This is a genomic window from Bacillus sp. CGMCC 1.16607 (genome assembly GCF_042683745.1).
Lineage (GTDB): Bacteria > Bacillota > Bacilli > Bacillales > Cytobacillaceae > Pseudoneobacillus.
Genome location: NZ_JBHUJX010000007.1, coordinates 24,187 through 40,415, shown reverse-complemented (window position 1 = coordinate 40,415; position 16,229 = coordinate 24,187). Strand labels below are relative to the sequence as shown.

Genomic DNA, 16,229 nt, shown 5'->3' with positions numbered 1-16,229 from the left:
GTGATATACCAAATATATCTTAGGGGGATTATCGTGAAAAAGAAACTTCTAGCATTATTAATGGGAACAGGTTTAGTTTTAGCTGCATGCGGGGGCGGCGGTGATGACGAAGCTACAGGTGGCGGAGATACAATCGACGCTGAAAAAATCACTGCGCAAAAATGCTCATCTTGCCATGGTGAAGGTCTAAATGGCGGAGGCGGAGCTCCGAAAATCAGTGATGTCGGATCTCGCTACTCAAAAGACGAAATTGAAGACATCATCTTAAACGGTAAAGGCGGCATGCCTGGTGGCCTGATTAAAGGTGACGAAGCATCTGCCGTAGCTGAATGGCTTGCATCAAAAAAATAATAGAAACAAAGCGCTTTGCATCCTCGCAAAGCGCTTTTTATTTAAATAATGTCTTTAGCGCTTTAAAGGGCTGGGGGTCAGTCCCCCGGCTCTTTAAAGTGCTAAAGGACCTATTTTTGTGCCATGTTATTGGTGGTGTAGGAGGGTTTTACCAGTTTTCGACTTTTTTGAAAAGAAACTGTAATATTTTTGGCGGGTATTTTGTCAGTTTATGATGTTATAATGGTCTTGTGCCAAAAAAACGTCGGCATGTTATGATGATAAATGAAAAAATTGTCGAAACAAAAATACTTAATACCCATAAGGTGATTATAAATGATAGAAATGCAGGATGTTTATAAACAATACCCTAACGGTGTCCGAGCTGTTAACGGGATTGATGTTCATATTAAGCAAGGTGAATTCGTGTATGTCGTTGGCCCTAGTGGTGCTGGTAAATCGACCTTTATAAAAATGATGTACCGTGAGGAAGTACCAACATCAGGAAATATTATCATTAATGGTGTCAATCTCTCGAAACTACGTCCCAAAAAGGTCCCTTTACTTCGCCGAAATATAGGGGTCGTCTTCCAGGACTTTAAATTACTTCCGAAACTAACCGTTTATGAAAACGTAGCATTTACCTTAGAAGTAACTGAAGAAAATCCAAAGTATATTAAGAGAGCCGTCATGGAAACTCTTGATCTAGTTAATTTAAAGCATAAAGCAAGAGTATTTCCAACCGAGCTTTCTGGGGGAGAACAGCAACGGATTTCGATTGCCCGTTCAATTGTTAATTCTCCAAAGGTCGTCATTGCCGATGAGCCGACTGGGAATTTGGACCCAGAGACTTCATGGGAAATCATGAATATTTTTGAAGAAATCAACACAAGAGGGACAACGGTCGTCATGGCCACCCACAACCGAGAAATCGTCAACACGATCAGACACCGTGTCATAGCCATTGAAGGCGGAAGAATTGTTCGTGACGAACAAAGAGGTGATTACGGCTATGAAAATTAGAACCATTGGCCGTCATACGAAAGAAAGTTTAAAAAGCTTAGCCCGTAACGGCTGGATGTCCTTTGCATCCATTAGCTCCGTAACTGTCACACTTATCTTAGTCGGAGTCTTTTTCGTGATTATGATGAATTTAAATCAAGTAGCTAAAAATATTGAAGAAGACGTTGTTATTCGTGTTCATATTGACACAGCGGCAAACAAAACGGATCAGGAAGCGTTGAAGCAAAAGATTGATCATATTCCTGAAGTGAAGTCGATTGTATTTTCCTCTAAAGAAACCGAGCTCAATAATTTGATTAAAAGTATGGGTGAAGAGGGAAAGGCATTTAAGCTGATAGAACAGGAAAATCCGCTTAATGATGTCTTCATTGTGAAAACAAAAGAGCCTACCGACACGATGAAGGTGGCCAAGCAGATTGAAAAATTAGAATACGCATCAAAAGTAAAATATGGTCAAGGATCGGTGGAGAAGCTATTTAAATTCTTTAGTGCCAGCCGAAATGTTGGGATTGCTTTGATCATTGGATTGTTATTTACCGCAATGTTCCTCATTTCCAACACTATTAAAATAACGATTGTCGCTAGAAGACGAGAAATTCAGATTATGAGATTAGTAGGGGCAACGAATGCCTTTATTCGCTGGCCATTTTTCCTAGAGGGCTTATGGCTTGGTATTCTCGGCTCAGTTTTGCCAATTATCTTAGTTTCATCAACCTACTATTATGCATACGACTATATGGCACCAAAGCTAAAAGGACATTTTATCCAGCTTCTAGCCTTTGATCCGTTTATATATCAAGTTTCAGGATTGCTCGTATTAATGGGTGCTTTGATTGGCGTATGGGGAAGCTTAATGTCAGTAAGAAAGTTTTTGAAGATATAAAACAGTAAGGGAGTAGGTTACCCTGCTCCTTACTTGGACAAGCCAAACCAACCACGATTTACCTGTACAACTCTCGGAAAGTGGAAAGGAGAAATCGAATTTGAAACGACCATTAAATATACTACTAATTGCCGTGATGATCGGTATTGGTAGTTTACTAGCGGGTACTCCTTTGGACAAAGCATTTGCTAGTAAACTGTCAGACTTAAAAGGTCAGAAAAATCAAATCACGAACGAGCGAAATGATTTGGAATCTGAAATTGATAAAGCAAACGATGAAATCGACCGCCTACAAGGGGAACAATCAAAGGTTCGTGACGAGATTAAGCGACTGGATTTAGCTGTCAATGACACAGAGGATAAAATTCGTGAAAAAAATAAACAGATTGAAGATACAAACAAAGAAATTGAACAATTAAAAATTGAAATTAAAGAATTAGAAGAACGTATTGCCAAGCGGAATGAACTTCTAAAAGACCGTGCTCGAAACTTCCAGGAAACAGGAGGAATGGTTAGTTACATAGACGTGTTGATGGGGGCGAAATCCTTTGGCGACTTTATTGACCGTGTGAGCGCCGTTGCAACAATTGTTGAGGCTGACCAAGATATTTTACGAAAGCATACCGAAGATAAAGAACTTCTTGAGAAAAAGAAAACAGAAGTAGAAACAAAGCTTGCTAATTTGGAAAAGATGCTTAAAGACTTAGAATCAATGAAGGTAAAATTAAATGCACAAAAAGCAGATAAAGATAAATTAATGGCATCACTTAAAATGCAAGAGCACGAAATGCATGAATTAGTTTTAAATAAACAGGAGCGAAATGAATTATTAGCCGCTCAGGAATTAGCTATTAAGAAAGCGATTGAATTAGAAAAGGCACGTTTAGCTGAACTAGAAAGACAGCGTCAAGAAGCAGCGAAAAATGGAGGAAGCACCGATTCCACTCCACCTGTCACGGATGGGAGTTTCATGAAACCTGCAAATGGACGTTTCTCTTCTGGTTTCGGACATCGTTGGGGAGAAAATCATTTCGGAATTGATATTGCGAATCGATCTGATGTGCCAATTGTGGCTGCGGCAGATGGCGTTGTTATTAAGTCCTACTATTCTCGTAGCTATGGTAATGCGATCTTTATCTCCCACTCGATCAATGGACAAATCTACACAACCGTGTACGCTCATATGAGTAGTAGGATTGTTGGAACAGGTGCTGTCGTTTCGAAAGGGCAACAAATTGGCGTAATGGGTAACACTGGTTATTCAACAGGCCAACATTTACATTTCGAGATTCACAAAGGTCCATGGAATGACGCTAAATCCAATGCCGTCAACCCATTGAATTATATTTCGATGTAAGGACCATAGTAAGCTTAGGCCCAACCAAAGCTTAAAAAACGAAAGAGTCTTTTCATAGATTCTTTCGTTTTTCTTTTTCTTAAAAGGATTGTAGATCACTAAGTAAGAATAACTCGTCCAGAAGAATCATATAAGTTAATAACCAAAGCTATTCACGTTTGGAGTGGCATTTTTCCAAAAAAAATAAGTAACGAGTTGGCGAATTGAACAGCGATTAGTGGCAATAGATTAGGGGGATAAACTATGAACCGAAAATGGTTGGCAATACTCATGACGGGTTCACTCATAACTGGTGCTGGTGGAACCTACGCCGGGATGAAATGGTGGGATCGTGCTTCTCAATCTGAGCTTGAGCAACAGCTGATGAAGCTACCCGGATCATCGGCATCAAATGGGATGAACTCCACTGATTTGAAAAAAGTCGAGCAAGCCTATGAGCTGATTCGGCAGCAATATGTGGAAAAAGTGGACAATAAGAAGCTAATTGAAGGCGCCATTCAAGGAATGCTGACGACATTAGAAGATCCATATTCCGTCTACATGAATAAAGAAACCGCAGCCCAATTCAATCAATCGCTCGAATCTTCGTTTGAAGGAATAGGAGCGGAAGTGAGTGAAAACGATGGCAAAATCATTATTGTCTCTCCTTTTAAAAATTCACCTGCTGAAAAGGCAGGGATTAGGCCGAAAGACCAGATTCTTAAAGTAGATGATTCCTCTGTTGAAGGACTGGGTTTGATGGAGACAACCTTGAAAATCAAGGGGAAAAAAGGGACGATGGTGAAGCTGGAAATTTTACGAGAAGGATTAAAGGATCCAATCACAGTGAACATAAAGCGTGATGAGATTCCGCTAGAAACCGTTCATTCCGATGTGAAGAAGGATAGCGGAGAAAAGGTTGGGTACATGGAGATTAGCTCGTTTGCAGAGGATACAGCGAAAGATTTTAAGAAACAGCTTAGCGGTTTGGAGAAGGATGGTATTGAAGGGCTAGTCATTGATGTACGTGGAAATCCAGGAGGATTTTTATCTAGTGTACAAGAGATTTTACGCGAGCTAGTCACTGATGAAAAACCATATGTTCAAACAGAAACACGGGATGGTAAGAAAAAGCGCTTTTTCTCCACATTGAAGAAAAAGAAGGACTATCCAGTTGTCGTTTTAGTCGATAAAGGAAGTGCCTCTGCTTCAGAAATTTTAGCAGGGGCGTTAAAAGAGGCAGAGCATTATCCTATTATTGGTGAAACGACGTTTGGAAAAGGAACCGTTCAGCAGGCGATGGATATGGGGGATGGCAGCAATATCAAGCTGACGTTAATGAAATGGTTAACGCCTGACGGGAATTGGATTCATAAGAAGGGAATCAAGCCAGATATCGAAGTGAAGCAGCCAGAGCTCTATCAGACGCACCCGTTACAGGTTGAAAAGCCTTTAGTGCTTGATATGAACAATGAGCAAGTGAAAAATGCACAGATTATTTTAAAGGGATTAGGGTATGAACCAGGACGCACAGACGGCTACTTTAACAGTCGCACAGAACTTTCCGTCAAAGCCTTTCAAAATCAATCAGGGTTAGAAACAACTGGAAAAATCGACAAACAAACAGCCGCGGCCTTGGAAGCAGAAGTCGTAAAGGAAATGCGCAAAGACCAAAACGACCTCCAACTGCAAACCGCCCTAAAACTAGCCGCAACAACCACTGCAACACACTAAAGCGTTGGGGGTCAGTCCCCCAGCGCTTTAACGCGTTCACGCATCGGGGGTCTGACCCCCGGTACGGTGATGCGTTAAAGGATTAATCTTTTTTACGTACTCTTTTTGCATTTGGATTATTTAAAGGTGATGCTTAGTTTCTATATATTTGGTAAAATAGGTTTAATAGATTCAATAGACTAAATAAATAACGTTTTAATAGATTATTTTATGATTGAAAGAAGGTGGATCGGATGGACATGGTGCAGGATTGGCTTTGGGAGTTGTTAAGAGGGACTGGTAAATTATTCGGGAATCCATTGTTTTATTATTTATTTTTTCTAGCTGGTGTTCTTGGGGTTCTTCGGGTGAAGCGGGAGAGAAGAAACTTTCATATACGAATTCAGGATGCTTATTTTGAACTTCGCCAGCTTCTTCCATTAGGAATCGTACTTGGTCTAGTAACGTCTATCATAGGGATTGCTGCAGGACTCGTGATTCCACTTGGTGCAGTTCTACTATTCACTCTCTTTACGTTTTTATGGAGTGTAACGACCAAAGTTCGATTGATATCGCCCGTTTACATTGTCGGCGCCACTTTTTTTGCCATGATTTTTGCAGCGGGACAGACGCTGCCGATCCCGTTATTTTCAAAAACCTTTACAAGCCTTGATGAAAAAATTTACCCTGCCATTGGCATCCTATTAGCTCTCTTACTTATCGTTGAGGGCATTCTAATCATTCGAAATGGCTCGGTCGCTACTTCACCAAAGCTAGTAAAAAGTAAACGAGGCCAATGGGTTGGTATTCACGAAGCAAAACGACTATGGGCTGTGCCGCTGTTTTTGCTTATACCAGAAGGAACCCTCTCTCTACCATTTGATTGGTGGCCAATGTTCTCTATTGGTGGTGACAATTATTCTCTATTACTAGTTCCATTTGCGATTGGTTTCCATCAGCAAGTTCAAGCTCAATTACCGAAAGAAGCCATACAGCTACTTGGAAAACGAGTGACGACACTGGGAGTTTTCACTCTACTATTGGCTACCATCGGGTACTGGATTCCCGTCGCTACCATAATCGTGGTTGCACTAGCGATGATTGGCCGTGAAACATTAACATTACGCCAACGCTTATCCGAAGAAAGTATGCCCTTTTATTTCTCTAAAAAAAATCAAGGTGTGATGATATTAGGCATTCTCCCTGACTCGCCAGCACATAAAATGGCGTTGCAAGTAGGGGAATTAATAACAAAAGTAAATGGTACCGTCGTGTACAATGAATCTGAATTCTACGAAGCGTTGCAGCGAAACCGAGCTCACTGCAAGCTCGAGGTTATTGATGTTTATGGTCAGATCCGTTTCGTTCAGCGCGCATTATACGAAGGGGAACATCATGAACTTGGTGTATTATTCGTTGTGGATGAGAATAAGTGGGAGACAGAAGTTGTATAAATTTGTGATTTTCAAAAATGAGCCTTTAGGCTCTTTTTTAGTGTTTATTGAAAGGGTTAATGAAATGAAATTATTAATTCCATCACGACAAAATAATGAAAACATGCCGTTTTTGCTATTAAGAGCGGTAAAGTTAGTTTAATTGAAGTAGATTTTCAATATGCTTATCAAAAAATTAATTTAAGTAAACGTCCTTATTTGAAAATCCTTTTAATAATAGTGATTTTAATTTATTCGATTACTTTGATTTAGAAAATAATCATACAAAAAAATCAAAGTAACTATTAATTCGAAAAAGAGGTATATCGGAGAAACGAATGACAAGTGTAGTTTTAAAAAAAGATCGATCATTTAAAACAAAGTTTGATTATTTGAAAAAGGTTGATAATTTATAATTGAGTTTGATTAAAAATCTTGTGTTGATATACAGGATTTTTTTCTTGTTCGACAATCGGGCATTTAGTGGAATAAAACTTCTGAACAAAAGGGAATATTAAATGATAAATTGTATCTTGTGGAGGCAACTATGATTAATAAAAGAAAGGCTTTATCATTTAATACATTAGTTATTCCTTGGTTAACTACTCCATTGCTAGGGAAAAATTCTTTTGTTCGCTTTCTTCCAGTAGCAACTTTTATTGGTTATATCTTTAGTTTGTTAAGTGAAATTGCTGATAGCCGTAAGTGGTGGAAAGTAAAAAATGCTTTATTTCCAAATTATCGTTTAGATTTCTCATACCTTTTAGGTTTATTTTTTATAACCACTATTTGGGTATTTAAATTAACGTACGGTAGCTTTATTAAGTACATAACATTAAATGTTGTACTAGATTATGTTCTCGCATTCCCTATAGCAAAATTTTTTACAAAAATTGGAGTATTCGAATTCAAGAAAATGCGACCAAAACATTTTTACATATTGTCAGTTGTAACAGCAATCGTTATTTATATTTATCAATTATTAGTGGAACGAACTATTGTAAAAGAGGTAAAGAAATATTAGAAGAAGTAATGTTGTTTATGCCCCCTTATAAAACTTATTAGGGGTTGGAGTTATATTAAGCTATAGAAGAAGATTGTGAAGGGTTTCACTTAAACTGACGGGTGCCAAAGTTCAATAAGCGCGGGCCATCTTCACACTGATCTTCAACAATCGGGCGCGCTTGTTGAACAGCATAGGTAGAAGATGATCAAATTTTTTATAAAAATCAAACTTAAATCTATGGAAGCAGAATCCATTTTGATCATTATTTTTAAAATGAATAAATTTATTTACCGAGAAAATAGGATTATAAGGGGTTTTTGATCAAACTTTATTTTAAACAACAATAAGAAAAAGGTCATTCACATCATTTAATAGCATGGCTTCGTGAGGCACTCATTTATGCCAATGTAATCTGTTCTGATTTAGGACCAAAGATTACACTAATAGGTTTTTTAGCTACCCTATTGACATAAAAATGCTGAGGTAGTATCATTATCTCATATTCAAGATATTTAAATTAAGAACAATTTGCAAGTGAGGCTAACCTCATTTTTGAAGAAATGAAGAAAATAAATTTTTTTAAATAATTATCTCGAATTCGAGATAATCAAAAGTATTGAGAATGAAATAAACAGGATGAATGTGGGTTTATTAATCATTCGATAGGAAAAATTTTAATGTAAAAGGATGTACAACGATGACTGATTTTATCCAATTGATAAAAGAAAGACGATCTGCAAGTAATTTCCTACCAGAATATTCGATAAAAAAAGAAGAGCTCAATGAAATCTTTGAATTGGTTAAACTGGGACCATCTGCTTTTAACCTTCAGCATTCCAAATATGCAGTAGTTATTGATCCTAGTATGAAAGAGAAATTAAGAGTGGCTGCAAACGGACAATATAAAGTATCCAGTGCATCAGCAGTTATCCTTGTTTTGGGAGATAAAAAAGCTTTTCAACAGGCATCTAAAATATACGAAGGTTTACAGATGCTAGGAATCGTTAACAAACAAGAATACGATCAAATGGTTGAGGATACGGTTTCATTTTATGAATCAAGAGGAGAAGCATTTCAAAAAGACGAAGCAATTCGAAATGCTTCCTTATCAGCGATGCTATTTATGTTAGCAGCTAAGGAAAAAGGTTGGGATACTTGTCCAATGATTGGATTTGATACCGAGGCTATTAAAGATATTTTAAACATAGATGAGCAATACGAAGTAGTATTAATGATTACTTTAGGGAAAGAAAAAGTACAAAGTAGAAAACCGCGTGGGTATCGTAAGCCAGTAAACGAATTCGTAACATATATCTAAATTTGAAAAAATATTTAAGGAGTGAAAAACATGAGTAAAAAGACAATGGGTATTCACCATATTACAGCAATTGTCGGTCATCCGCAGGAGAATGTAGATTTCTATGCAGGCGTTTTAGGTTTGCGTTTAGTGAAACAAACAGTCAATTTTGATGATCCAGGTACGTATCATTTGTACTTTGGTAATGAAGGTGGCAAACCAGGAACAATAATCACTTTCTTTCCGTGGGCTGATGCGTATCAAGGGAAAATAGGAGACGGGCAAGTTGGGGTGACTTCTTATGTTGTTCCCAAAGGTGCTTTTGGATTTTGGGAAAATAGACTAGAGAAGTTTAGTATATCTTTTACTAAAATGGAGCGTTTTGGTGAGCAGTATTTAGCATTTGATGATCCACATGGACTTCATTTGGAGATTGTTGAACGAGAAGAAGGCGAAGTCAATACATGGACATTTGGAGGGGTTACGCCTGAAGTAGCGATCAAAGGTTTCGGTGGAGCCACCCTATTATCTGCTCAGCCAAACAAAACAGCTGAGCTGTTAGAAAAGGTAATGGGACTTGAATTAATAGGTAAAGAAGGAGAATTTATTCGATTCCAGTCATCCGCTGACATCGGAAATATCATCGATCTAAAATTGACTCCAACTGGCCGAGGGACAATGGGTGTCGGTACAGTCCACCATATAGCGTGGAGAGCGATAGATGATCAGGATCAATTGGATTGGCAAAAGTATGTGGCAGAGAACGGATATGGTGTTACACCAGTCCAAGATCGAAATTATTTTAATGCCATCTACTTCAGAGAGCATGGAGAAATTCTCTTTGAAATTGCCACGGATCCTCCAGGATTTGCCCATGATGAATCGCAAGAGACAATGGGAGAGCAGTTAATGCTACCTAACCAGTATGAACAATATCGAGAACAGCTTGAACGTAGATTAATGCCGATAAAAGTGAGAGAACTCGAAAAGGAATGATTTAATGCTTTCAATTGATCCTAGTTCAAATACGGAAAGAGAGAATTACAAATTATTAATTGGAAGTATTATTCCAAGACCCATTGCATTCGTGACAACCTTATCTAAAGAAGGCGTTTTAAATGGAGCACCGTTTAGTTATTTTAATATCGTTTCCTCCAATCCTCCGCTGATTTCTTTATCGATACAACGTGCAGCGGGGAGACAGAAGGATACAGCAAGGAATATTATCGAATCAACAGAATTTGTTGTTCATATTGTCGATGAACAGAATGTTGAAAAAATAAATATGACAGCTGCAAGTATTCCTCCTGATCAAAGTGAGATCGAATTAGCAAAATTAACTCCAGTTGATAGTGTAAAAGTTGCCGTCCCAGGGGTTAAAGAAGCAAAAATTAGAATGGAATGTATTTTAGAACATTCATTAGAATTGGGAGGTTTGGAATCTCCAGGGTGTGATTTGATTATTGGAAAGGTCATTCAATTCCATATTGATAATGATATATATGAAAATGGAAGAATTGATCCAAGTAGACTGGCAGCTGTTAGCCGATTAGCAGGTACAAATTATGCCAAAATAGGTGAGATTTTTTCAATTGAACGACCAAATTAAACCGGAGGGGATCCACTTGCAAAAATCCGCAGGTATACATCATATAACGGCGATGGTTAACGATGCCCAAAGAAATATTGACTTTTATTCAGGTGTACTTGGTTTAAGACTTGTTAAGAAAACAATCAATTTCGATCGACCTGAAGTTTATCATCTTTATTTTGGAAATGAATCGGGCCAACCAGGATCAGTGATTACTTTTTTCCCTTGGGCTAAGCAGCTTAAAGGACGAATCGGAACAGCTCAGGTCGGCACAACTAGCTATATGATACCAACTGGCCAGGCGGAATTTTGGGAAAATCGATTACAGCAATTTAGCATTGAATATCGTTCCTCTGTGCGGTTTGGAGAAAAATATTTGACATTTAATGATCCAGACGGCCTCGAACTTGAACTGGTAGAAAGACAAGGAGGTCCTTTGAATCAATGGACTTTTGGAGGAATTGAGTCAGAGAATGCGATAAAAGGATTCGGTGGAGCGACATTAATTTCGGCTCAGCCAAATAAAACGGCGGATGTGCTCGAAAACGTTTTAGGACTAGAATGTGTTGGTGATAAAGAAGGATTCCTAAGATTTAAATCAGAGGCTTCTCTTGGAAATACGATCGATATTAAATTAACTCCTTCTGTTCGAGGGTTAATGGGAGCTGGAACTGTTCATCATATAGCATTTAGAGCAAAGGATGAAGAAGATCTTCTTAAATGGAGAGCGCTTCTTCATGAAAAAGGATATTATCCAACAGAAGTTCGTGATCGAAATTATTTCAAAGCTATCTATTTCCATGAAGAAGGGGGAATCCTCTTCGAAATCGCAACCGACCCACCAGGGTTTACGGTGGATGAACCCATCAATGAACTGGGTGAAAAATTAATGTTACCGACATGGTTAGAATCAAATAGAGTAAAATTAGAAGAAACATTACCGAATGTAGAAGTTCGTGTTCTGGAGGAAGATAAGTAATGAAACACATTTTTAATAAAGGAAAAGATTTATCAAAACCAACTTTACTATTACTGCATGGAACAGGTGGTAATGAATTAGATCTATTACCTCTAGCGGGAAGAATTGATGAGGAAGCATCTGTTTTAAGTGTTCGTGGGAATGTCCTTGAAAATGGAATGCCACGATTCTTTCGTAGATTGGCAGAAGGTGTATTTGATGAAGAGGATCTTGTGTTCCGTACAAAAGAATTAAATGAGTTTCTTGATGAAGCAGCAGAAAAGTATGAGTTTGACCGAAATAATATCATTGCCATTGGTTATTCCAATGGAGCGAATATCGCAGCAAGTTTATTATTTCATTATAAAAATGCTTTAAAAGGCGCGATTCTTCATCATCCTATGGTACCGAGAAGGGGAATCAATCTTCCGGATTTGACTGGAAAGTCTGTGTTTATTGCAGCTGGGACGAATGATCCTATTTGCTCACCAATGGAATCGACAGAGCTTCAGTCATTATTAGATAAGGCGAATGCAAATGTGGAACTTCATTGGGAAAATCGAGGTCATCAATTGACGATGGAAGAAGTAGAAGCTGCAGCACATTGGTATCGGAAGTTATAACCCGAATGAAGCATTTACTGGAAATGGATAAATGTATTTTAAATGTGAAATAAGAAATAATAGGTGGTGTAGTAATGGGCTTCTTGTCCAAACTATTTGGAAATTCGTCAAACGAGGAGATTGAAAAAATGACAAATGTAAAATTAGCAGTCATTTATTACAGTATGGGTGGAACAAATTATCAATTATCAAAGTGGGCTGAAGAAGGAGCGAAAGAATTAGGGGCTGAAGTGAAAGTTTTAAAAGTACCTGAACTTGCTCCACAATCGGCAATAGAAGGAAATGCCGCATGGAAAGCTCATGTGGAGGCTACAAGTAATGTTCCAGAAGTGAAACTAGAGGATCTAGAATGGGCAGATGCGATTATTTTCAGCGTACCAACTCGATTTGGAAATATGCCATCGCAAATGAAACAATTCCTAGATACAACAGGTGGTTTATGGTTTAACGGGAAGCTAGCTAATAAGGCTGTAAGTGCGATGACCTCTGCACAAAATTCTCATGGTGGTCAAGAAGCAACGATTCTCTCTCTTTATACTACGATGTACCATTGGGGTGCCATTGTAGTTGCTCCTGGGTATACAGATCCTGTTATATTTGGATCAGGGGGTAATCCTTATGGGACAAGTGTAACCATTGGTCAAGATGGGAAAATGATTGAAGATGTAGAAGCCGCTGTTAAACATCAAGCAAAACGTACGGTTACAGTAGCTGAATGGGTGAAAAAAGCGAATCAATAATTCATGATCACAAAGCAGATACTCGACTTAAAATAGTCGGGTATCTGCTTTTTTTTAGCCTTTTTGGAGGAAAAATAAAAAAATTAGATAAAAAAGTAAATTTAATTACTTGTAATTTACAAATATAAATGGTATAAATTATGTATATAATCAACTGGATAAATAATTAAAATAAAATTTAAGTTGTAATTTACAATTAATAAGGGGATGTTCACGATGTTAGATGTCATTATTATTGGTTCAGGTCCATTCGGAATTTCTTTAGGAGCTCATGCAGTAGCAAATAATCTTAAGTACAAATTATTCGGGTATCCAATGGACTTTTGGAAAAATCAAATGCCGCAGGATATGTTCATTCGAACTCCACACGAGTTTGTTAGTTTCTCAGACTCAAAGGATGAATTAACGGTTCAACAGTTTTCTAAAGAAACAGGTAAGGAATTAGTTACGCCCCTTCCAAGACCCATCTTTGTTGAGTATGCAAGCTGGTTCGCTAAAAGGGCAGGAATAGAGTTTACTCCTGAATTAGTGACAAAGGTTGTGCACAAAGAAGAGTTTTACGAGGTGACTTCAGAAAATGGGGCAACTTTTACAACAAAAAATATCATTGTGGCAACTGGGGTAGAGCATTATAAGTATCTTCCGAATTTCTTAAAGGAATTCCCGGAACATCTTGTTTCACACACGTCAGGTTATACAAGTTTTTCTCAGTTTAAAGGCAAAAAAGTAGTTGTTCTTGGAAGCGGCCAAAGCGCATGGGAAGCAGCAGGCTTACTGCATCGAGATGGTGCGGATGTCGAATTAGTTTACCGAAAAGAAGGGCCTAATTACGCAGGAAGCAGAGAGAATGAAATTACCCTGCGTGATGTAGGAGACATTTTTTATCAGCTTCCTTTAGAAGAGAAAAAACAAGGCTGGGGCCAGTCAGCAGGAAGTGTTGCCCATTTCTTAAAACCATATGTGGAGGGGATTGTTCCGCAAAATGCTGGAGTGGCAATTGAGAAAATGGAACAAATAAATAAAAACGAAATTCGTTTAGTACTTTCAAATGGAACGGAAAAAATCGTCAACCATATTATTGCTGCTACTGGTTTTCATATAAACATTGATAAAGTACCATTCTTTGATCAATCATTATTAATGAAAATTGAACGTGAAGAAGATTACTCTCAATTTCCAAAACTAAACGAATCCTTTGAATCAAACGTACCAGGATTATACTTTGCAGGACCTTTATCCTCTCATAGTCATGGACCAACGTTTAGATTTATTCTAGGATTAAGAAAAACATCATTTTCGATTATTCCTTCCATTGTAAAGAAGGGTGAAGCTATAACTGTGTAAAATAGTGAATATGAAAGTACAAAATTGGAGGACATCAAATGAGAGAACATTTTCAAACAATCATTCGTAAATTCGGGTTACTGAATAAAACTTGCTGCTCTGTGGATGGAATTGACTTGTCTGTCATCCAAAGCCATATCCTTTATGAAATTGATTCAAATAATCATCCATCCATGCAACAAGTAGCTGAGTTATTGGGTATCGACATTACTACTTTCAGTAGGCAAATTCAAACACTAGTTAAAATGGAATTAGTCGAAAAGGTTCCATCTCCTGAAGATAAAAGGGTCACCATCCTAATGTTAACCGAATTAGGAAAAAATGTAGCCTGTGATATAGATTGTCAGGTAAATGAATTTATTAAAGACATTTTTAATGGAATGTCTGATTTTGAAAGAGAAACTGTTGCAAGGTCCATTCAGTTATTAGCAGAGGTCATGAATCGAACGACGACGATCGGATGTAAAACGGAAAATGGGAGTAAGTGTTAAACAGGGGGAGAAACAGATGGGTGATCTAATCATTCGAAAGGCAATGGAAAAAATATTAGTAGAGGAGTGTAAATAATGAAATTAAATGAAAGTAATAATAGTTCATTGCCAATCGCTATCATCGGTGGAGGACCTGTCGGATTGGCTGCGGCTGCTCATTTAGTAATAAAAGGAGAGAAGTTTGTCCTATTTGAGTCCGGCGAGACAATCGGCTCTAGCATATTAGAATGGGGACATGTTCGAATGTTTTCTCCTTGGCAATACAATATGGATAAAAGTGCAAAGGTTTTACTAGAACAGACTGACTGGGTCGCACCCAATCCAGATGAAATCCCAAATGGAAAAGAGCTTGTAAACAAATATTTATTTCCACTAAGCCAACTACCTGAAATTCAAGAAAACATCGTATTGAATGCGAAGGTAGTCGGTGTTGCAAAAAAAGGACTAGATAAATTAAAAACGAGAAAGAGAGAAGATCGACCTTTTCAAATTTACGTTGAAACCGATGAAGAAACAAAGGTATACGAAGCTAAAGCTGTAATTGATGCTTCAGGAACATGGAAAAATCCTAATCCCATGCTTTCCAATGGGTTATGGACAAAAGCAGAAAGAAATTTAAAAGACAAAATCCATTACGGTATTCCCAATGTTCTAGGGGATTTAGAAGCAAAATATGGGAACAAGACGGTCATGGTTATAGGTAGTGGACATTCAGCTATCAATGCCATACTTGAATTAGCAAAATTAAAGGAAAAGCATAACAGTACCATTATCCATTGGGTATTAAGAAAGACTCAAGTTTCAGCGGTTTACGGAGGACAAGAAAGAGATGGCCTACCAGCACGTGGGGAACTAGGAATTCGAATTCAAAAGTTAGTTGAGTCTGATATGATCAACGTCATTACACCCTTCTATATTAGTGAGGTAATATCATCAGGTGAAGCCATCGTGGTAAAAGGTGAGTTCAATGGAGAAGAACAGATTATTCGTGAAATCGATGAAATCATTGTAAGCACGGGGTTTAGACCTGATACCTCTTTCTTGAATGAGGTTCGATTGAATCTAGACAGTGCTGTTGAAAGTGTAGAAGCTCTTGCACCTTTGATAGATCCGAATATTCATAGTTGTGGCACTGTTCGACCACATGGTGAAGAGACGTTAAGACAACCTGAAAAAGGGTTATATATAGTTGGGATGAAAAGTTACGGAAGAGCGCCGACATTTTTATTAGCAACAGGCTATGAGCAAATAAGATCCATCGTCGCCTATTTAACCGGAGATTTCCAAGGAGCAAAAGAAGTGCATTTAGAGTTACCGGAAACAGGAGTTTGTAGTACGAATATCATTACTAGCTGTTGTGATGAAAGTCCTGTCCAAGATTCAAATGCAATTTCTTGTTGTAATAGCCCAATTTCTGTTAAATTAGAAGTGAAAAGTCATTCTTGTTGTGGATAATGAAGC

Annotated in this window: 16 protein-coding genes and 1 pseudogene; all 17 read left to right on the top strand. The window is 37.9% G+C overall.

Annotated elements, in window-relative coordinates:
- Positions 1-33 precede the first annotated feature (33 nt).
- Complete coding sequence (cccB, locus tag ACFSO7_RS01555) at positions 34-351, top strand: cytochrome c551 (protein ID WP_377874723.1); 318 nt, start codon at positions 34-36, stop codon at positions 349-351.
- A 315-nt stretch (positions 352-666) separates the two neighbouring features.
- Positions 667-1,353, top strand: a complete 687-nt coding sequence (ftsE, locus tag ACFSO7_RS01550) for a cell division ATP-binding protein FtsE (protein ID WP_377874722.1) — start codon at positions 667-669, stop codon at positions 1,351-1,353.
- Positions 1,343-2,236 carry a permease-like cell division protein FtsX gene (gene ftsX, locus ACFSO7_RS01545; RefSeq protein ID WP_377874720.1) on the top strand — a complete coding sequence of 298 codons (894 nt, stop codon included), beginning with the start codon at positions 1,343-1,345 and terminating at the stop codon, positions 2,234-2,236. Before ftsE ends, ftsX begins: the two co-directional genes overlap by 11 nt.
- Positions 2,237-2,336: 100 nt before the next feature.
- Positions 2,337-3,593, top strand: a complete 1,257-nt coding sequence (locus tag ACFSO7_RS01540; RefSeq protein ID WP_377874719.1) for a murein hydrolase activator EnvC family protein — start codon at positions 2,337-2,339, stop codon at positions 3,591-3,593.
- A gap of 243 nt (positions 3,594-3,836) precedes the next feature.
- Positions 3,837-5,306, top strand: coding sequence for a S41 family peptidase (locus ACFSO7_RS01535; protein ID WP_377874718.1), 1,470 nt, complete (start codon positions 3,837-3,839; stop codon positions 5,304-5,306).
- A 239-nt stretch (positions 5,307-5,545) separates the two neighbouring features.
- Positions 5,546-6,739, top strand: coding sequence for a PDZ domain-containing protein (locus ACFSO7_RS01530; RefSeq protein ID WP_377875073.1), 1,194 nt, complete (start codon positions 5,546-5,548; stop codon positions 6,737-6,739).
- Between the two features lie 526 nt (positions 6,740-7,265).
- On the top strand, positions 7,266-7,742 hold the full coding sequence (locus ACFSO7_RS01525) for a hypothetical protein (protein ID WP_377874717.1): 477 nt from the start codon (positions 7,266-7,268) through the stop codon (positions 7,740-7,742).
- A gap of 362 nt (positions 7,743-8,104) precedes the next feature.
- Positions 8,105-8,191: pseudogene (locus ACFSO7_RS01520) on the top strand (ArsB/NhaD family transporter); the annotation flags it as partial.
- A gap of 230 nt (positions 8,192-8,421) precedes the next feature.
- Positions 8,422-9,042, top strand: coding sequence for a nitroreductase family protein (locus ACFSO7_RS01515; RefSeq protein ID WP_377874715.1), 621 nt, complete (start codon positions 8,422-8,424; stop codon positions 9,040-9,042).
- Between the two features lie 30 nt (positions 9,043-9,072).
- On the top strand, positions 9,073-10,017 hold the full coding sequence (locus tag ACFSO7_RS01510; RefSeq protein WP_377874713.1) for a ring-cleaving dioxygenase: 945 nt from the start codon (positions 9,073-9,075) through the stop codon (positions 10,015-10,017).
- A 4-nt stretch (positions 10,018-10,021) separates the two neighbouring features.
- The gene (locus ACFSO7_RS01505; RefSeq protein WP_377874712.1) at positions 10,022-10,630 is read left to right on the top strand and encodes a flavin reductase family protein; all 609 of its coding nucleotides are present in this window, start codon (positions 10,022-10,024) and stop codon (positions 10,628-10,630) included.
- Between the two features lie 16 nt (positions 10,631-10,646).
- Positions 10,647-11,591: a ring-cleaving dioxygenase gene (locus ACFSO7_RS01500; protein ID WP_377874710.1), complete on the top strand. Its 945-nt coding sequence runs from the start codon at positions 10,647-10,649 to the stop codon at positions 11,589-11,591.
- Positions 11,591-12,193 (top strand): alpha/beta hydrolase, encoded by a 603-nt coding sequence (locus ACFSO7_RS01495; RefSeq protein WP_377874709.1) that lies wholly within the window; start codon positions 11,591-11,593, stop codon positions 12,191-12,193. The genes ACFSO7_RS01500 and ACFSO7_RS01495 overlap by 1 nt, the downstream gene beginning before the upstream one ends.
- A 74-nt stretch (positions 12,194-12,267) precedes the next feature.
- A complete protein-coding gene (wrbA, locus tag ACFSO7_RS01490; RefSeq protein WP_377874707.1) occupies positions 12,268-12,933 on the top strand; it encodes an NAD(P)H:quinone oxidoreductase in 666 nt (221 codons plus the stop codon).
- A 216-nt stretch (positions 12,934-13,149) separates the two neighbouring features.
- Positions 13,150-14,277 carry an NAD(P)-binding domain-containing protein gene (locus ACFSO7_RS01485; protein ID WP_377874705.1) on the top strand — a complete coding sequence of 376 codons (1,128 nt, stop codon included), beginning with the start codon at positions 13,150-13,152 and terminating at the stop codon, positions 14,275-14,277.
- A 38-nt stretch (positions 14,278-14,315) separates the two neighbouring features.
- Entirely contained in the window at positions 14,316-14,768 is a 453-nt protein-coding gene (locus tag ACFSO7_RS01480; protein ID WP_377874703.1) for a MarR family winged helix-turn-helix transcriptional regulator, read from the top strand.
- Between the two features lie 75 nt (positions 14,769-14,843).
- Positions 14,844-16,223: an NAD(P)/FAD-dependent oxidoreductase gene (locus tag ACFSO7_RS01475; protein WP_377874702.1), complete on the top strand. Its 1,380-nt coding sequence runs from the start codon at positions 14,844-14,846 to the stop codon at positions 16,221-16,223.
- The last annotated feature ends 6 nt before the right edge of the window (positions 16,224-16,229 follow it).